Here is an 18,055-nt window from a genome sequence, read left to right on the forward strand (position 1 = left end):
CGGACGCTGGGCTCCGGCAGGACCACCGGCGTGGCCGCGCCGATTGTTCGCTCACTCATCGCCACCCTCCGCGGTCACCGGAGTTGTCCGCTCCACCCGAGAGGTAGCCGGGGAATCCATCGGCCAGCCAAGCGGCCAGCTCCTCGAACGCGAGCACGGTCTCCTTCTCCAGCAGGCGCAGGTCGATCTCGCCGCCCTCGGCCAGATGCGCGTCGTAGGGCAGCACACAGGTGGGGCGCTGCGCGGTCTCGAACAGCTTCTCGATCGCGTCCACCTCGACGGTCGGCTTCAGCGGCTGGTGATGCACGATGCCGACGATCGACTTCGCGATCAGGTGTTGCAAGCCATGCGAACTCAACCAGTTCAGGGTGGCCACCGCGCCGGTCACGCCACCGACGGTGGCCGGGGTGACGACCACGACGGCGTCGCTGGTCTGCAGCACCGTCGCCGTCGCGGAATCGAGCACGCCGGTTCCGCAGTCGACCACCAGCAGGTTGAAGTGCTTGCGCAGTATTTCCACGGCGGTGCTGTACTCGCGGCCCGACAGCGCCTCGGTGGCCTCGGTGCTCCACGGCGACGCGATCACGGCGAGGTCCGCCGAATTGATCGAAGTGAACGACTGCACCGCGGAGAACGCGTCCAGGTTCTGCGACTGCGCCAGGTCCCGCAGGGTCAGGCCGTAGGGATGGCGGCAGGTGCGCGTCGAGAGGTCGCCGAAGTCCGGGTTCGCGTCGATCGCGACCACCCGGTCCGGGCGCAGGCTGGCGAAGGTCGAGCCGAGCGTCGCCGCGGTGGTGGTGCGGCCGACGCCGCCCTTCACACTGATCACCGCGATCTGATAGGTCGTGGTGAGCTGGCGCCGAATGCGCGTCTTGCGGTCCTCGGCGCGCTGTTCGGCAGGTGAGAGGCCGAGGTTGAAGCCCACTTTGTTGAGCGCACCCCGCACGCCGGAGTTGGAGCGCAGCTGCGCGCGCTTCGCGGCGGAGATGTCGGCGAGCAGTTCGATCGAGCTGAGCGCGGCGGGCAGCACCTCGATCCGCGGCGTCGGCTCATGGGTCGAGCGGTCGATACGCTCGGGCACCCACGGCGACGCCGATCCGGCCGCCCACTCCTGGTTCGCGGACGCGGCCTCGTTGCGCGCGAGCGCCTGCGAGGGCTCGGCCAGGTACTGCTCGGCGCCGTGCTGCTGAGCCGAATAGGGCTGCGCCGCCTGCGGTTGCGCCGGGGGCGGCGGAGCGGCCGAGTGTTCCCGCTGCGCATTCGGCTGCGCGGGCCGGACACCCGCCTGGGGCGGCTGCGCGACAGCTTGCGGTGGCTGGGAATGCACCTGCGGTGGAGGCACACTCGCGCTGGGCGGCGGCGCGACCACGCCCGCCGACCGGTGGTCGGGTTCCGCCCCGGCGGGCGCCTGGGGCTCACGCGGCGGTTCGACGTGGGTGAACGTGTCGGCATCCTGGCGCGTTTCGGCTGCGGGACCCTGCGCGACGGCCGCATCCGCCAATTCGCCGGTAGGTGCGAAGAACGCGTCGTAGCCCCCGGCCCGCGCGGCGTCGGCCGCATGACCGTTTCTGCTCGGTGCTCGGTTCATTTCCGTCGTCCTCTCCACAACCACGGTCCGACGTTCAGTTCACTCTGCTGGTGTCGAACCAACTTCGACCGGGCAGCAGGTCGATCAGCGCCCCGATGCCCGACCGCAAGGCCGCATCATCGCCCGGCGCATATCTCGCCCACTTCCGTCCGTCCATCGCGACGCTCGGAGTCACGATGATCCGCCCCGACAGCGTATCCACCACGTTCACGCTGGATACGGGGTGCGCAGAGCTGCCGTCGTGGTGCTCGATGAGCACCACCTCCGCCCGTCGGACCACCTCGTCCAGCACCCGGCTCAGCACCGCGGCGGCGTGCGGTTCCGCCCCGAGTTCCACCAGGGCACGCCGCCGTTCGTCCTGGTCGTCCGGAATCTCGCCGAATTGCTCGACCGTCGCGGCGATCGGCTCGAACTGCAACACCGGTGCCGGACCGAGCGCGGCCAGCACGGCGGCAGGCAAGGTGTCGAGCTGGTTGTCCTGCTGGAACACCGACTGGATGACGACATGGTCGTCGGAGCGCACCGCGAGCACATGGGTCTCGCCCGCGCGCACCAGCGACATCCGCAGCATTCCTTTCCGCTCGCCATCCAAACCGGTGTCCAGGATCCGTACCGCCATTTCCACGTCCGGCCGGTACAGGCACCCGAGCCAATGCTCGACGACCGGGTGCACGCGACCGTCCTCGAGCACACCCACTTCGGTGAGCTGCTCGGCGACTACGGCATGCACCCGATCCCGGTCCTCGATGCGGTAGATGTTCGGCAGCAGCGCCAATACCGGCGGATAGGACTCGATGCCGACCAGATGCTGTAACAGCAGGGCTGCATCGACATTCAGGTCGATTGCGACCGGATCGTCTTCCACACCTTCCCCGAATGCATTGTGATCATCTACCTCGGTTGGGTATGACCTCCGCGTGTTCACCGAGGACGTTCTGCGGAGGCCAGCACCGCTTCGTCTTCGTTTTCGTTGTCGTTCCGCTCGATGACGCCGACCGCCAGCACCGGTTCGAGCGTCGGCTCGTCTCGGCTGTCGCGGTCCTCGTACTCGATGACCCCGATGACAGGAGGTTGCTCGAGTACCGGAACATCCTGAGGTTCACCCGGCACGAACACCTTCGACGACCTCTTCTCGTCGTCGCGGCGCCGTCGCATTCGCGCCTTGGGCGCGAGCGCACCGCGCGGCGGGCCCTTCCGGGCCATCGGCCCGGACGCCGCTTGTTGCGGCATGGCGCCGAATGCCCGTCCGGCCCCTGGATTCCAGCTGGCGGGCATCCGGAAGCCGGTCGCGGCGCCCGGCATCGATCCGAGGCCGCCACGGGCCATGTTCAGCGCGACCAGGCTTCCGGCCCCACCGCTCAACGCGGCCAACGTCGGCGAGTTCTGCGACGTGTCATAGAACCAGGACTGGCCCATGTCTCCGTCTCCCGAGCCGTTCATTCCCGAATCTCCGGACCAGCCATTGGCATTCGGGTCCGGCGACAATTGCTCGGGATTGGTGGCGGGGTCCAGCGGATCCGCAGGCTGGGTCGGATCCGCCGGTTGAGTGGGATCCGTCGGCTGGGTCGTATCGCTGGGTTGTGTTGTATCGCCGGGCTTCTGATCGCCCGTCCCGGTGTTGTTATCCGTTCCGGTCGGCCCATCGTCCGTCGTCGTGGTCGATGTGTCCGTCTGCTGGGTGAAGTCGTTACCGTTGTAGTCGGTCGGGTTGTCGTAGGACACGTTCTGCGTCTGCGGGCCCGGCCCTGGGCCGCCGGTCACGATCGGCGGCGCCTCGATCGGCGGCGGCAGCGCGGCCAGTGTGGGCACCAGCGCCCCGGCGTAACCGGCCATCACCCCGAGGGCGGCCGCTCGCAGCGCCATCAACTCGGCTTCGGCTTCCAAGAGCACCGGCCCGCTCGCCGGTCCGAAGCCGCCGCCGAGCGCGATTCCCTCCTGTACCCGGACCTGGGCGGCCTTGGCAGCGAGGACCGCCATGGCGGCCTTCGCCGCGGTGGAGATTTCAGCCGCTCGGTCCAGCAACTGGCCGGTTACCTCGGCCACCGCCGCCTGTTCACGCAACCACGCCGAGTGTTTACGGAAGGCCGCCTGCGCCTGGTCCGCGGTGAGCGCTTGGAACGTCCCGCTCATCTGAAGCATCGAACTGTCGGTGTTGGCCGCGGCGGCATTCAACCGCACGGCCATAGCCGTATAAGCCTTCGCGGTCGCCCGCGTCGTGGCGACCCCATCGCCGGCGAGCACCGGGGCGATGATCCCCTCCGGCCCCAGCGCGCCGAGTACCACAGCAAGCATCTCGTCAGCTTTCGCTCGCGCTGTCCGCGGCTAGAACGCGGCTACCTTGCTGATCACCTGGCCGTGCCCGGCCACGTCACCGGCAGCGAAGGCGGCGCCTACCTCTGGTAGAGCGACCGCACCATCGGTGCCCAAGCAGACTCCCTTCGCCGTGGTGGGGAAGAACAATCCTGCTTGCTTGGCGCACGCAGTGGGGATGAGCGCGCTCACGTCATCGAGACCCGGCGGGGCCGGGACAGCGAGGGGAGCGGCCGCTCCGAGCATCAGCATCAGATCCTCCGCGCTGACGCCGAGCTGGGAAGCGATAACGGGGAGATGATCCCAATCGACAGCGAGATGCATGGACGTCTCCTAACAACCGGTACCCACTCTTGGCGAGTAGTACTTCGACATCGAGCGGTGCACTCAGAACGTTAGGCTATTCCCAACAGTGGGGATTGCGGTGCGGACCTCGCATTCACCCTGGCCGACCGCCTCTATCGCAGCTTGCCGGAGACTCCGCGAAACACACGAGTGGAGACGTCACGTGACACGATCCGCCCGGCCGACCGGCATCCAGACATGCGATCGCCCTCGACGAAGTTCGCGAACGAATTCGTCGAGGGCGATGGCATTCGATTTCCCACCGGCCGCGGCATCGCACAACGCGAGCGCCGCGATCGACCATCACGGAGCCGGCTCGCGCGGAGCCGGAAGATCCGCCGGGATGGCGATCCGGACCGGCGTCGTCAGAGCCCGATCTGCGAGAACCGCATGGCCTGACCCTGGTCGACCACGCGGAACTGGCCGTCGATGCCGGAGACGTTCTTGGTGGCCGCCTTCAGACTCTCCAGCGCCTCGTTGTACTGGGTGATCAGGCCATCGATGCGTTTCTGCAGGCGCTCGTTTTCGCTACCGGCCTCACCTTGGAAGTATTGCTCGAGCAGAGCGGCCACCGATTTCCGCTCCTCCTTGTTGACGGTCATGTCTTCGAGCGCCTTACTGGTGCGGATCACCAGGCCCTCAACGGCATCGTAATCGTTCTTCAAAGCCATTTTTCGAGACCTTTCCCGATATCTTTCTGTTGCAGACCCGGCATTAGAAATTGAGGTTGTATTTGTTGACCTGTGCGGCGTTCTCCTGGTCCTGGCTGCCGAAGGTCGAACCGGCCGTATGCAGTGCGTCGACGATCTCCATGAAGGTAGCGTGCAGCTTTCCACCCTTGTCGAGAGCTCCCTGCATCGCCTGCTGGATAGCATTTCCGGTCGCGCCCTGGACAGCGGGCGCGTACTCCATCTTGATGCCCTCGAGAATGCCCAGATGGTTCTTGAAGGTGTCGGCGTGCGTAAAGAACTTTTTGGCGGCGGTGTTGATGTCATCCTCGTCGCCGGTGTAGCCGATGGCCATATCTGTTCCTATCCTGTGGGGCGTTTACCTTGCCTCGGACGGATTCGCCGAGGACGTTGACAACGTGTGCATCGGACTCATCGACACGCGACTTGCGACATCGATATCCTCGACTACACCGCTTGCCGAAAGTTTCTCCAGTACCGGCACCTCCTGAGTTACTTCGGGAACGAATACCGCCGCGAAAGCTTGGATTTCCCTCGCTTCGGTGGCGTCCCGTCGTCGGCGATCGCACCGTGCGGCAAACACCAGCGTGGCGGTATCCGAGTGCCTTCCGACATCGCTCAGCGGCATTCCGCGCGTTTCCGATGCCTGGCCACCGTTCAACGACATCCGCGAACCGACGGCCCTGCCGGAGATGGACCCGAGTGTCCACCGGGGATCGAACTCGGCCTTCTGCACATCCGGCAGCACGTTGCCAACATCCGGGAGCGCCATGGCGATACTCCAATCGAGCGTGACTACCAGCTCGGATCGAGCGGCTGCTAAGGAAACGGTAATTCATTCCCAACCCTGGGACGATCCGCCGAAATCACATCTGCTGGGGCACCCAGGCCACCTGGACGAGGTCTCTACGGGAGCTCATGGGCTCCACGTAGATCCCACGTCCAGGCGGCTGCTTGGTGGCTCGCACGTCGCCGATCAGTATGCCGTCGAGCTTCGAGCCGTCCATGATCAGACCCGAGGAATTGAGGTTCTTCATCTGGCCGATCACGTTGTCGTACAACGCGGTATCCGCTTGCGCGATGTTGCGCGCCGCGATGACGTGCAAGCCGGTGTCTCGGCCGTCGACAATGATCTCCTTCAAGGGCTCCAGCGGATTCAACGCGCCGCGCTGCGCGATCATGTGGTAGTCGTCGATCACGACGAAGACCTCGGGCCCGCTCCACCAGGACCTTTCCGCGAGCTGCCGCGTGGTCACGTTCTCCGGTGGTCGCCGCGAGCGCATCTTCTCCACCAGCGCCGGCAGCGCATCTCGCACGTCGCGCTCATTGGTCACATGGCCGATGAGCATCTCCTGCGGCACCGTCTCCAGATGCCTGCGCCGGTAGTCGATCAGCAGCACGCGCGCCTGCGAGGGATCGTACTGACGCTGAATGGACGCCAGCAGGGCGGCCAGGGTGGTGGACTTCCCCGAGCCGGTCGAGCCGAGCACGATGAAGTGCGTCGACACACTGAAATCGATCGTCGCGGGCTGCAAATCGGACTCCCGCAGACCGAACGGCACGACGAGACGCTGCGCGAGCGTCTGCGCCACCGGCCATCCCGCGCGCACCTCGTCGATGCCCACTTGCGGCGGCAGCAGTTTCACCTGCGGCGCGCGGCGACCGGGGTAGCGCTGGGCGACCTCGGCGGACGCCGCCGCGAGACCCTCCGCAGCCGATTCCGCCTCGCCGACCCCGTCGATGCGCGGCAACGCCGTGAGCATGTGCAGCCCGTCGGTCGAGATACAGCGACCGGGCCGATTCGCGGGGATCGCCGCGACCACATTGCGATGGACATTGAATGTCGTGTCGGCCAGGTCGCCCAAACGCATCTCGATGCGCGTCTGCATCAGGTCCTTGATCGCGGGGCGAATGGCGATCCAGCGTGAACTGCTCACCACCAAGTGAATGCCGTAATTCAAGCCTTGCAGGGCAATGGATTCCATCACCGGGGTGTACTCGTCGTAGTACGGGCCGTTCGTGCCGAACCCGACATCCCATCCGTCGATGACCAAGAAGACATCGCCGTAGGGATCGCGGTCCAGCCACGGTGCGGCGCCCGCACCATCGCGCATTGTGCGGAACTTGCGGATGTTGTCGATGCCGAACTCGGCGAACATCGATTGCCTGCTCTCGAGCAGGTTCGTCACCAACGCGATCGTGCGGCGGATGCGGTCACCGTCGCGAGCCGCGGCGACCGAGCCCACGTGCGGCAGGTTCGCCAAGCTCGACAAGCCGCCGCCGGAGAAGTCCAGACAGTAGAACTGGACCTGCTCCGGGGTGTGCGTCAGTGCCGCGGACAGGATGAACGACTGCAGCGCGGTCGACTTGCCGGACTGCGTACCGCCGACGATGGCCATATGGCCACCCGCGCCGGACATGTCGACGGACCAGACGTCCTGGCGCTGCTGACGCGGCTTGTCCACCAGCGCCAACGGCATCTGCAACGCCCCCTGCGGCACCGCGCGCACCATGCGCTCCAAAGTGGGCGGCGTGACCAGCGGCGGGAGCCACATCTTGTGCGCGGGCTGACCGTGCCGGGCCAATTGCTGCAAGACCGCTTCCATCACGGTGATCGTTTCGCCGTCGGCGGCCTCGGGCGCCTCCTGGACGACCACCGGCTCGACCACCACGGGGCGGGTGTCGACAATATGGCCGGTGATGAAACGCTGCGGCGGGCGGTATCCCCCACCGGGCCGTCGCGCGCGCTGCGCGGAGGCCGCGGACACCTGCGCGGGAGGCGAGTACTTCTCACCCACGTACGCGGCCTGGAACCGCTGGAGGTCGCCGGAGCCGACCCGCAGGTAACCCGAACCGGGCTTCTTCGGCAGGTGGTAGGCGTCCGCGGTGCCGATCGCGTCGCGCGAGTCGCTGGTCTGGTTGGTGCGCAACGCGATCCGGTAGGAAAGGTGCGCTTCCAGCTCGCCCATCCGGTTGGCGGGCACTTTCTGCGACGCGAGCAGCAGGTGGATGCGCAGCGATCGGCCCAATCGGCCGATGGCCACGAAGAGCTTCGAGAAGTTCGGGTACTGCTCGAGCAGTTCGGCGAACTCGTCGAGGATGATCAGCAGCGTGGGCAGGGGTCGCAGGTCCGCGCCCTGCTCCCGGGCGCGCTCGTAGTCGGCGACGCTGGCGAAATTGCCCGCGTCGCGCAGGATCCGCTGCCGCCGTGCCATTTCACCGTTGATGACGTCTTCCATACGGGTGACGAGGTCGGCTTCCTCCTCCATGTTCGTCACCACGGCCGTCACGTGCGACAGCCGGTCGAAGCCGAGGAAGGTCGCGCCACCTTTGAAGTCGACGAGCAGCAGGTTCAACACGTCCGGCGAATGTGTCGACACCGCCGACAGCACCAGGGTCCGCAGGAATTCCGACTTACCCGATCCGGTGGCGCCGATGCACATGCCGTGCGGGCCCATGCCTTCTTCGGCCGATTCCTTGATGTCGAGATAGACGACACTGCCGGCCGGATCGTGACCGAAGGGAATGTTCAGCCGGGCCCGATCCTCGTCGCGGCGCCGCACCCACGCCTGCTCGACGCGGATGGCGCCGGGGTCGGCGATGCCGACCATCTCCTCCCAGGACGTGCCTCCGCTGGCCTGCTCGGCGGCCACCGCCTCCACCACCGTGGACAACCGGTACGGCGAGAGACTGCGCGCCATCGCCGTCATCGCCGCCGTGGACAGCGCGTCGGCGACGCCGACCCGGCGCAATCCGCGCGGGGTCACCTCGTTCAGCGACCGGTCCTCGGTCACGGTGAAGCGCAGCGCACGGGGCAGATTCTGCTCCGTGGAACCCATCCGCAGCCAGGTGCAGCCATCGATGCCGGAGATGTCGCGGTCGCTGGCGGGCCCGCTGACTTCGACGATCAGCAAGTAGTGCGTGCGATCCAGGGTTGGCTGCGAATTCGCCGAGAAGGGGCCGCGGTTGAGCCCGGCGAGCACCTTCGTGCGCAGCTCGGCGACGGTGCGATAGACCATCCGGCTGGAACCGATCGCGTCGGTCTCGCTCGGATGCTGGGTGTGCGGAAGCCATTTCAGCCAGGACCACTCCGGCGCGTCCGGATCGGACAGCACCGCCGCGACCGCCACCTGGTCGGGTCCGTGCAGGACCACCACCTCGGCGATCATCGCGCGGATCAGTCCGGCCACCAGGTGCGCGTCACCGTCGATGCCGACCTGCGGCGCCGACAGCAGATTGATCGCGACCGGCATGCCGCCGACCGTCGAGTACGCCTTGGCGAACCGGGTCAGCTCGACGACGCCGACCGGGTCCAGATCCGACGTGGGCGCGGCTTCCGGCACGATCACGCGCACCTGATTGGCGATGCGCCCCCGGCCGACGCGCACCCGGAGGAATTGCGGACTCGCGACCTGCACTTCCCACATCCGCTTGCCGCCGATCAGGCGGGCGATCTCGTCGGGACCGGGATGGGTATAGCGCAGGAAGGCATACAGTTCGGCTTCGGCACCGTGCACGGTCTTGCGGTTGTCGGTGAGACTGCGCAGGTAGTCCTTGCGTTCCTCGTTGAGGCTCGCCGCACCGCCGCTGGAGTTGCCCGCGAACGCGCCGCCCATCATGCCGAACATCGACACCAGCATCATGGCGGGGAACATCAGCATCATCGGGTTCATGGCTCCGCCGCCGCGGAACATCATGACCATCATTCCGCACATGGCCGCCACCATGACCACGGGCATGATCATGCGCAGCCGCGACGGCGGGACCGGCTTGGGCAGCTCGGTCGGCGGTTGCAGCCGCAATTCGGTCACGGCGGGGGCTTTGGGACCGCGCACCGTCCGCGCGGGGCGGACGAATCGACGAGTGGTGGTCACTACGAACCACCGAGCCCGGCGACGATCTTGTTGTTCGGGATGCCGTCGTGCTGAATGCGAGCTTCCTTCTGGGACAGGGCGGGACCCACCGCGAACAGCGAGATGATGTTCCACGGCGCCGGGACCGGGGTCCGCAGTGCGAGCGCGGACAAGGTGGGATCGCCGGTGGCGCCGCCGGGATCGGTGATGACGCCGTAGCGGACGCCGCTGTCGGAGACCCAGTAGAAGGCCTCCCGCAGTGGTGATCCCGGCTCCGAGCCGGTCACCTGCACGAAACGGCCGGTGTCGCGGGGCAGATAGGCCGCATCCGCGGTGGTGCCGCGCGAAGCCGCCGAGGTCACCAGGTCCACCGTCCGGCCCTGCTCCTCCTGGGTGAGCGGAAGTTGCTTGCCCACCAGCAGTTCGGTGGCCGCGTTCGGATCGTTCCCCGACCGCGACCAGTGATAGCACGTCACGCCGGACCGCTCGGGGTCGACCAACCGGATGGGCCGGGTGGGGTAGGACGCGGTGCCTGGCCACTGCCCCGGGCGCAGATTGGCCGCGATCACGTCGGGTCCCACGGTGCGCGTGGACACCGCGCCCTGGGAGTTCGCGTTGCGGACCATCGCCGCGAGGACGGCGCTGATCCGGACCAGACCCGTCTGCGAGACGAGGTAGTACGAGACGCCCTGATCCGGCGTCGAGACGGTCAGCACCGACCCGACCGGCGTGGTGAATCCGTTGTTCAAGGTGATCGACTCGCCCGCGCCGGGCACCTCGGGCACCCGCAGCGGCGGCGCCTCGGGTATCGCGTTGACCAGGCCCTTGGACGCGGCCATCACCGGAGCGGTCGAATCGATGCCGAGTGCCATCGCCACCGCGGTGTTCGCGAGATCGATCGCGGCGCGCACCACGCCTTTCTCGGCGTCGCCGTACACCAGCCAGGTCGTGGAATCGTCGCGCAGCAGACGGGCTTCACCCTCGCCCAGCAGGCGGGTGGCGTCGCCGTCGACGGTGAGCGGCCCGCCGATCGCCGTCGTCCGCACCGCGGAGCGACTCACCGTCGGCAGACCGGTGGCGGGGTTCACCGGCGCCGCCGCACCGGTTCGCGCGGTGTCGCACACCGTCCACGACGAGTCCCGCTCGGCGGTGTCGACGATGCTGCCGGGCGCGCCGGGAATACCGACCCACGGCCCGCGCGGATATTTCGACAGCTCGTCCTTCGATACCTTCACCGGGTTGTCCGGAGAACCGACGATCAACCGAGCGGAGGTGAGGTTCAACGCTGGGAACAGCCGATTGTTCAGCCGCACGTACAGCGCGCCGGTGTCCTTCTCCGCCACGATCTTCGACTCCCCGACCTTCTTGGCCGGTTTGAAGAACGCCAGCACGGCGGCGCCCGCGATGATCACACACGCGAGCGCGATGCCGATGGACAATGCCGTGGAACGACCGCGCTGCGGGTCGTCGATCATCGACGCGTCTCGACGGACCAGCGCGTGCTCGATCCGGCGCAGCAGAAAACGCCAACCAGAGATCTGGTGTTTGGTCACAACCCGGAAGCGCGCCACCGGTTATCGTTCCTTCCGCCGCCCTGCCACCACACCGTAACCAGCGGTCACAGCATGAATACGACCCGTGTTCCCAGTACGGGGAATGCTGGGTCAGGGGACGCTCACACCCGCGCCGACGGCGCCAAACCCTCCAGCGCCGCGGAAACGTCGAACGCGTCGATGGTCATGAGCTCCTCGTCGCTCATCGCGGCGATATCCGCGTTCTCCCTGGTGAAGCGGTAGTCCCGCTCGGCCTCGGCGGCCTCGACCACGTTGCGCACGAAACGGCCGTTGCCTGCCAGGTCGATCAGCCGCCTGCCGTTCTTGCTCTGACCGGCCAGCTCCTCACAGCGCAGGCGCAGCACCTCACGCGCCTGCTCGGAGAGGATCGAGTCCTTCTTGCGCGCGATGTGATCGGCGATCTGCACCAGTTCGTCGGCGTCGTAGCTGGCGAACCGGATACGCTTGGTGAACCGGGAGGCGAGGCCGTCGTTGGACGCCAGGAACCGGTCGATCTGGTCCTCGTATCCCGCGATGATCACGACGAGCTTGTCGCGGTCGTTCTCCATCCGGGCCAGCAGCGTGTCGACCGCCTCCTTGCCGAACGCGTCACCGCCCGAGAGCCCCTCCTGGATCAGCGTGTACGCCTCATCGATGAACAGCACGCCGCCCAGCGCCGAGTCGATCAGCGCGTTGGTCTTCGGAGCCGTGTGGCCCAGGTGGGTGCCGACCATGTCGTTGCGGGAGACCTCGATGACCTCCGCGTTCTCCACGACACCGAGGCCGGCGAAGATCTTGGCGATCACGCGCGCGATGGTCGTCTTACCGGTACCGGGCGGACCGGAGAAGATCAGGTGCTGCGACCGCGAATCCACGGCCAGCCCGCGCTTGGCGCGCACCTGGTCCATCAGCACACCGGACTTGAGGCGGTCGACCTGTTCCTTGACCGAGTCCATGCCGATCTGCGCCTGCAACAGGTCCGAGGCCTCGGTGAGGAGACTCTCGCGCTCCGCGCGCGCCGCGCTGGCGGCCGCCTCGCGCGGGTCGTCACCGGTCTTCGGGTCCCACTTGTTCGTGCGGGAAGCGATGAGTTCCGCGGTGGCGACCTCGAACCGGTAGCTCTTGTCCCGCACCGCGCGCTGCCACTCCTCGCGCTCGGGCCACAGCGCGGAGCCCTGCAGTCCTTTGAGGATCTTGTCGGCGGCATCGTGATCGCCGTTGTGCCGCATCAGCATGCCGAGCAGGAAGTGCGCGTCGGCCCAGATGTAGGACAGATTGCCCGAGGAACTGTCCTCGACGATCCGCTGTGCGCGCGGCATGGCTTCACCGAAGCGGCCCAGGTGCGCCAGTGACTGGGCGGTCATCAACTCGGCGGCGATGTCCAGCAGGCCGTCCTCCAGCACCGGCCGGGCGTTGCGCGCGGCCAGCACCTCCGGCCACTGCTTGGTCCGGAAGTACAGCGACATCCGCACGAAGTCGGCGACGTCGTCGCTGGGGACCTCGTCCAGGATGGCCGCGGCCTCTTGCCATTCGCCGCCTTCGGCGTATGAGCATGCCTGTGCGATGGCGATCTGGTCCCGGTCGGCCATCGCGACGCGCAACCCGTACATGCCGATCTCGACCTGGCACCACAGAGCGCGGTCGACCAGACCGGCCCGCTGCTGGTCGCGATAGAGGTTGTGCACCGAGCGGTAGGCGCCGTAGATCACCTCCGAGGTGACCTCTCCGGCCATGGCGCGCCCGAGCCAGGCATCGCACATATCGGGGTCGAGGTCGGTGGCGGCCCGAAACGCCGCCCCCGCGTGCTGCTCGTTGCGCACGCCACCCGCGACCAACCCAAGATTCTGAACACCCGTGTAGAACGCGTCCTCGGCCGCTGACACTCGGACTTCCCTTCCGCCGAACTAGCCTGCTCGAACGATAGATTCCGGGGGTAACGCCACGGACACGGAGCCTTCCCAATAATGGGAAGCGAGGGCGCGTTCCGCGCGACCCGCTCCGCCCGGCCGGTCTCGGGCAACTCACCGGCTCACGTTCGAGGCCCACTCCCGCCCCGCACACCCGACTCACATGCCAGTTTTGAACGTACCGTCATGTAACGGTATGTTTACCGCGGGGTCGGCAATCATCCGCCTGCAGACGGCCCCTTCGGCGGCGGCTGGCCAGCCGCGATCCGGTCCCCCAGCCGCCGCGCAGCAGGTCACAGCCGGTCCGGAAATTTCTTGCCGCTATTTAGGTGCACACTATTGAACGTTCCGACAGAAGAGGGTACTGTCTGAACACAGATCGCCGGTCCCTCATCCCGACGATCTGAACCCAAAAGCAACGGCCGGTGGCACCGGCAGGCCACCGGCCGTTGTGGGGGTGCGACACCCGAGGCGTTCCGACGCCGTGCGGGTGTGACTACGTTTACCACTGTCGACACTTCGACTCAGCAACCCATTCCCGCGCTTGGGAATGGGTTTTTCGCGTTCTCCCACCCGCGCACGTTTTCGGTCAGCCGCGAGCACCGGGCGGGTCCGTGCGATCGGATGGCGGGGCCGTCACTCCGGACGGCGCGACTTTCGCGTCGGCCAGGCCGGTGTTCTCCGCGCCGCCTTCTTTCGCGTCTTTCTCCCGGATCACGTGCACCGGTGGCCGCCCGGCGGCGGGAGCGTGCACCGCGGCGGGAACCTCCCGGGTGCGACGCGCCTTCGCCCATGGGGTGGCCGCGGGCCGACGCACTTTCGGCGCGATCGCCGCCGGGCGTTCCGCCTTGAGCGGCTGCGGATTCGGCGTCGCCGCTGCCTGCTGCCCGGTGCGCCCCCAAGGGGTGGCCGCCATCCCGGCACCCTGCTGAGCGAGAGGCGCGACGCTGGATGGACTGCCCGCGATCGAAGCCTCGACCGGCAACTGCTCCAGGGACGGAGCCGGATCGGACGCCGAGCCGGGTTGGCGCACCGCCGTGTCGGACGCCGGTCGCGCCGAATCGGTGAGCGCCGCCTCCCGGGCGAGCGTCGTCCCCATCTCGGAGGCCGCGGGCGCGGATACCGAACGCGGAGTGTCGATTCCGGCGGAGCGCTCCGCGGCAGCCGCGTCCGGGGTGTTCGCGACCGCGCCCGGAGTCGGGGATTTCGCAGCCGCGGGGTCCGAAGTCGAATGCCGGTCCGCTGCCGCGGCCTGCTGGGACGCTTGCTCCGCGGTGCCGACCGGGGAACCACCCGTGTTCCCGGTTCGATCCGCTGGCGGTTCCCCAGCACGGATCGCGTTCGCGCCGACCGGGTCTCGTGCGTCGGGCGTGTTGTTCCCGGCAGGACTTCCCGATCCCACCGGTAGGTCCGGACCGAAGCGTGCCTCGGGATTCCCGTTCGGCCGGAACGCGAACTCGTCCGGCCGCACGGCGGGACCGATGGGGAGCCCGGCGTCCGGCACGGTGGGGCCGGTCACCGGGGGATGAGCCGCTTCGTCGATGCGCGGCGCGGTGGTGAAGTCGAGTTTCGAGACGTTCTCGGCGAAGTTCGCCGCGTGCTGCATGATGTCGTCGGCGTGATCGTCGAGCACCTTCGCGAAACGCTGGACCTCGTCGGGGTCGATGTGCAGGGCTTTGGTTCCGTTCGACGGCGGCACGTCGAGCGCGTCGCGGGCGGCGTCGTAGACCAGCCCGTTGACCATGTCGCCGATGGCCTGTTCGAGCGGTTCGATCGCCTTGCCGATGACTTCGGCGACGATGTAGCCGACCAGGTACTGCACCATCTGCTCGCACAGCCGGCGCGCCGCGGCCGCCACCAAGGGCGCGGACGGCGCGAGCGGCGGGGTCAGCATGATCGAGGTGTAGGCCGCGGCCAGCGCGGCGAGTTCGGCGAGCACGGCGACCTTCACCGCGGTGATCACGGTCGCCGCCACCTCGAGGGCCTGCCCGACGAGCTCGCACGCGCTCTCGAGCTGCCGCATGTTGGTGGCGCTCATTTTCGCCCAGGTGGCCACCAATTGCTGGTAGGACTCGCCCGAGTAGAAAGCGCCCATCTGGTCGATCACGCCGGTCGCGGAGTCGTGCGTGTCCTGCACCTGCGCGGCGAAGGTGCGGACGTGGCCTGCGAGGGCGCGCACGTCGTCCTCGTTGATGTCCGGGTACGGAATGCCGCAGATGTTGAGGAAGAGCGCGACCTCGCTGGGTATGTCTATGGCCACGCCGTGATCCTCTCCCGGGTCACCGCGTCACAGCACCCGCACGACGACGGCCTCGCTCGGCATGCGTGACCACTTCACCGTCGAACCCGTGTAGGGCGCCTCGATGACCATGCCGTTGCCCGCGGCCAGCTGCACGTGTTCCGGCCCTCGCGCACTGAACGATCCGGCGGGGAACACCAGGTCACCTGGGCGCACGTCGTCGGCGGACACCCGGGTCCCACTGTAGATCTGCTCGTAGGTGGTTCGCGGCAACACCACTTCGCCGTTGCTGGCTTGGGCGATCGCGTATTGCGTGAGGCCCGAGCAGTCGAATCCACCTCCGGTGGGCCCACCGGCGCCGCCCCCGCCCCACACATACGGCGTGCCGAGCCAGTTGCTGGCGGCGAGCACCGCGTTGCTGCCCAGCGTCCCGTCCGAGCGCACCCTGCCGTTGCGGCGCAGCCGGGAAGCGGAGCTGGACCTGGAGCGCGTGCGACGCCGTCGGCGCGGTGCGTCGCCGTGGCGCGCCCGCCTGGTCGGCGGCGTGGCAGGCGGCATGATCTGCGCGGCCTGCTGGCGTGCGGCGGCGACATCGGCGTCGACCTGCTTCGTGGCATTGGAGATGGTGGTCTGCGCGGCATCGAGCAGCGCGGGACCGCTGAAGCGGGTATCGCTCACGGAGGCGATCGCCTGCATCCGCGCCTGGAAATCGGCGATGTGGTTGGTCAGGCGGCCACGGCCGTTGACCGTTCCGTCGCTGGATTCGCCAACGGCTTTGCGCACGATGCCGTCTTTGCCCGCATGCGATTCCGCGACCGACAGCTGCATCCCCTGGGCCTCGCCGTACCGCAGCGCCACCGCCCCGGAATGGGCACGCAGATCGGCGGCCAGCGCTTGGGTCGCGCTCGCCGCCTGGCCCGCGGGCTGGCCGTCGCCGTACAGGGCGAGCAGCGAGCGGAGCACTCCATCCAGGTCGTTCGTCAGTGCCGGTGCCATCCGACCGACTCGCCATCGCTCATCAACGACCGCCTCTCACACTTTCCAGTTATTGTGTCGTCCGCACAGATTCCGTCGTATTCCCATTCTTGGGTGGGTAATCGAACTATGCGCCACTTCCCAAATCCGGGAAGCCCTGACAATGGATGTGACTTCCTGAGAGGCGGTGGCGACGGTATGGCACCAACGGCGGCGGAAACCAAAGCCAAGACAGCTTCGGTAGCGTCCAGCCCGCTGGCCGGTATGGCCGCCGAGGCCAAGCATTTCTGGTTGGTCGACCTGCACTGCCCGCCCGGCGCCTCGGAAGGGCTGCGCGCGTTCATCGCGCTGGCGGACACCGCCATTCAGACCGCCGTCGACCTCCTCGGCCGTGGCATGACCACTCCCCCGCCGAAGGTCGACGACCTGCTCAAGCCGGCGATCTACGAAACCCTCGGCAAAGGCGAGGCCGACGACGAATACCGCAAAACCATCGACAAGGTCGAGGCCAGGCAGCTGAAGTTGCTGCAAATGGACGACAAGGTGGTCAAGACCTCCGTCACGGTAGCCGCCGAACAGGTACAGGCCCTGCGGTCGATCAAGACCATCGTGACCGAGCTCAATACCAAGCTGAAGGCGGCGGGCAAGGCCAAACTCAAACCCGCGCAAGAGCTTCCCCTGCTCAAAGCGGTGGCCGCCGCCGTGGAGGCGGTATACGACAAGGTCACCGCCATCGCCGACCTCAACGAGGACATGGCCAACGGCGGCGGGAAAGGCAAAGGGGGCGGCGGAGGCCAATCCAACGGGGGCGGCGCAGCCGGCGGCAGCAGTGGCGGCGGCGACGGTGGACTGTCATCGCTGTTGCCGATGCTCGCGATGCTGCCGATGGCGGCCATGCCGCTGATCTCCCAGATCCCCGAGATGTTGCAGAAGGCCGAAGAGGACAAGGTCGACAAGGCGGAGAAGGCCGAACAGAGAGGCGCTCCCGGACAGCCGGGCCAGGCACCGCCGCCGGGCGATCAACCCGCGGCCGCGCCGCCGCCCGGCGATCCGAACGCGCAACCGGCCGGTGCGCAACCGGCCGCCACGGAGCCCGGCGGCGTCACCGCGGCCCCGGCCGCGAATACCGCACCTCCCGCCGAACAGAACGGGGCTCCGGCCACCACGGTGGCACCCGGCGTGATTCCGGTTCGGCGGTCCAGGGACGTGTCCTCGGCCGACCGGCCGGGCAGCGGGACCACTCAGGATGTGGCGGCCGAGGAAGAACCGGATCAGGAAGCAAGTCCCGTCATCGACGCCTAGCCCTGAGCGGCCTATCGTCCGGCGGCGAGGGGCATTGTCCACGTGGCGGTCTCGTCCTCGTAAGTTGACGACCGCCACGAGTGCTCATCGCGTAGCTCCGGTGCACGACGTGCAGTAGAAACGCACGCTCGCCCATCGCTGCCGGGCACGGCGGTCACGAGGCGCACAGCGATGCTGTCTGTCCGCACACGTCGGCGTCAGCGACACACTGCCGATACTTATTCTCTTGCTCGAAGACTGGCCGCGTTTCTCTTGCTGGGCGGCCGTGGCCGCCTTCCGTCAGCGAGTGCCGGT

The 18,055-nt window shown here is 67.6% G+C and carries 13 protein-coding genes; 1 reads left to right on the forward strand and 12 read right to left on the reverse strand.

Annotated elements, in window-relative coordinates:
• Positions 1-55: 55 nt before the first annotated feature.
• The 12 genes from HOV91_RS21125 to HOV91_RS21180 form a co-directional block, all read right to left on the reverse strand.
• Positions 56-1,588 carry a MinD/ParA family ATP-binding protein gene (locus tag HOV91_RS21125; RefSeq protein WP_174187137.1) on the reverse strand — a complete coding sequence of 511 codons (1,533 nt, stop codon included), beginning with the start codon at positions 1,586-1,588 and terminating at the stop codon, positions 56-58.
• 34 nt (positions 1,589-1,622) lie between these two features.
• On the reverse strand, positions 1,623-2,453 hold the full coding sequence (locus tag HOV91_RS21130) for an ESX secretion-associated protein EspG (protein WP_174187138.1): 831 nt from the start codon (positions 2,451-2,453) through the stop codon (positions 1,623-1,625).
• Between the two features lie 56 nt (positions 2,454-2,509).
• On the reverse strand, positions 2,510-3,880 hold the full coding sequence (locus HOV91_RS21135; protein ID WP_174187139.1) for a PPE domain-containing protein: 1,371 nt from the start codon (positions 3,878-3,880) through the stop codon (positions 2,510-2,512).
• Between the two features lie 30 nt (positions 3,881-3,910).
• Positions 3,911-4,222, reverse strand: a complete 312-nt coding sequence (locus HOV91_RS21140) for a hypothetical protein (protein ID WP_174187140.1) — start codon at positions 4,220-4,222, stop codon at positions 3,911-3,913.
• 386 nt (positions 4,223-4,608) lie between these two features.
• Positions 4,609-4,914, reverse strand: coding sequence for a hypothetical protein (locus HOV91_RS21145; protein WP_174187141.1), 306 nt, complete (start codon positions 4,912-4,914; stop codon positions 4,609-4,611).
• Positions 4,915-4,957: 43 nt separating this feature from the next.
• On the reverse strand, positions 4,958-5,266 hold the full coding sequence (locus HOV91_RS21150; RefSeq protein ID WP_174187142.1) for a WXG100 family type VII secretion target: 309 nt from the start codon (positions 5,264-5,266) through the stop codon (positions 4,958-4,960).
• 24 nt (positions 5,267-5,290) lie between these two features.
• The gene (locus HOV91_RS21155; protein WP_174187143.1) at positions 5,291-5,704 is read right to left on the reverse strand and encodes a hypothetical protein; all 414 of its coding nucleotides are present in this window, start codon (positions 5,702-5,704) and stop codon (positions 5,291-5,293) included.
• A gap of 94 nt (positions 5,705-5,798) precedes the next feature.
• Positions 5,799-9,806 carry a type VII secretion protein EccCa gene (eccCa, locus tag HOV91_RS21160; RefSeq protein ID WP_174187144.1) on the reverse strand — a complete coding sequence of 1,336 codons (4,008 nt, stop codon included), beginning with the start codon at positions 9,804-9,806 and terminating at the stop codon, positions 5,799-5,801.
• Positions 9,806-11,356 carry a type VII secretion protein EccB gene (gene eccB, locus HOV91_RS21165; protein ID WP_174187145.1) on the reverse strand — a complete coding sequence of 517 codons (1,551 nt, stop codon included), beginning with the start codon at positions 11,354-11,356 and terminating at the stop codon, positions 9,806-9,808. The genes eccCa and eccB overlap by 1 nt, the downstream gene beginning before the upstream one ends.
• 104 nt (positions 11,357-11,460) lie before the next feature.
• Positions 11,461-13,221, reverse strand: a complete 1,761-nt coding sequence (gene eccA / locus HOV91_RS21170; RefSeq protein WP_174187146.1) for a type VII secretion AAA-ATPase EccA — start codon at positions 13,219-13,221, stop codon at positions 11,461-11,463.
• A 613-nt stretch (positions 13,222-13,834) separates the two neighbouring features.
• Positions 13,835-15,505, reverse strand: coding sequence for a WXG100 family type VII secretion target (locus tag HOV91_RS21175; protein WP_174187147.1), 1,671 nt, complete (start codon positions 15,503-15,505; stop codon positions 13,835-13,837).
• A gap of 27 nt (positions 15,506-15,532) precedes the next feature.
• Complete coding sequence (locus HOV91_RS21180) at positions 15,533-16,480, reverse strand: C40 family peptidase (RefSeq protein ID WP_174187148.1); 948 nt, start codon at positions 16,478-16,480, stop codon at positions 15,533-15,535.
• Between the two features lie 177 nt (positions 16,481-16,657).
• Between HOV91_RS21180 and HOV91_RS21185 the strand changes: the two genes are divergently transcribed.
• On the forward strand, positions 16,658-17,761 hold the full coding sequence (locus tag HOV91_RS21185) for a hypothetical protein (protein WP_174187149.1): 1,104 nt from the start codon (positions 16,658-16,660) through the stop codon (positions 17,759-17,761).
• Positions 17,762-18,055 lie beyond the last annotated feature (294 nt).

It is taken from the genome of Nocardia barduliensis (assembly GCF_013315795.1).
Taxonomy (GTDB): domain Bacteria; phylum Actinomycetota; class Actinomycetes; order Mycobacteriales; family Mycobacteriaceae; genus Nocardia; species Nocardia barduliensis.

Coding starts and splice junctions, on each gene's coding strand:
- HOV91_RS21125 (WP_174187137.1), bottom strand. CDS start 1,588: ATGAACCGAGCACCGAGCAGAAACGGTCATGCGGCCGACGCCGCGCGG.
- HOV91_RS21135 (WP_174187139.1), bottom strand. CDS start 3,880: ATGCTTGCTGTGGTACTCGGCGCGCTGGGGCCGGAGGGGATCATCGCC.
- HOV91_RS21140 (WP_174187140.1), bottom strand. CDS start 4,222: ATGCATCTCGCTGTCGATTGGGATCATCTCCCCGTTATCGCTTCCCAG.
- HOV91_RS21145 (WP_174187141.1), bottom strand. CDS start 4,914: ATGGCTTTGAAGAACGATTACGATGCCGTTGAGGGCCTGGTGATCCGC.
- HOV91_RS21150 (WP_174187142.1), bottom strand. CDS start 5,266: ATGGCCATCGGCTACACCGGCGACGAGGATGACATCAACACCGCCGCC.
- HOV91_RS21155 (WP_174187143.1), bottom strand. CDS start 5,704: ATGGCGCTCCCGGATGTTGGCAACGTGCTGCCGGATGTGCAGAAGGCC.
- HOV91_RS21180 (WP_174187148.1), bottom strand. CDS start 16,480: ATGGCACCGGCACTGACGAACGACCTGGATGGAGTGCTCCGCTCGCTG.
- HOV91_RS21185 (WP_174187149.1), top strand. CDS start 16,658: ATGGCACCAACGGCGGCGGAAACCAAAGCCAAGACAGCTTCGGTAGCG.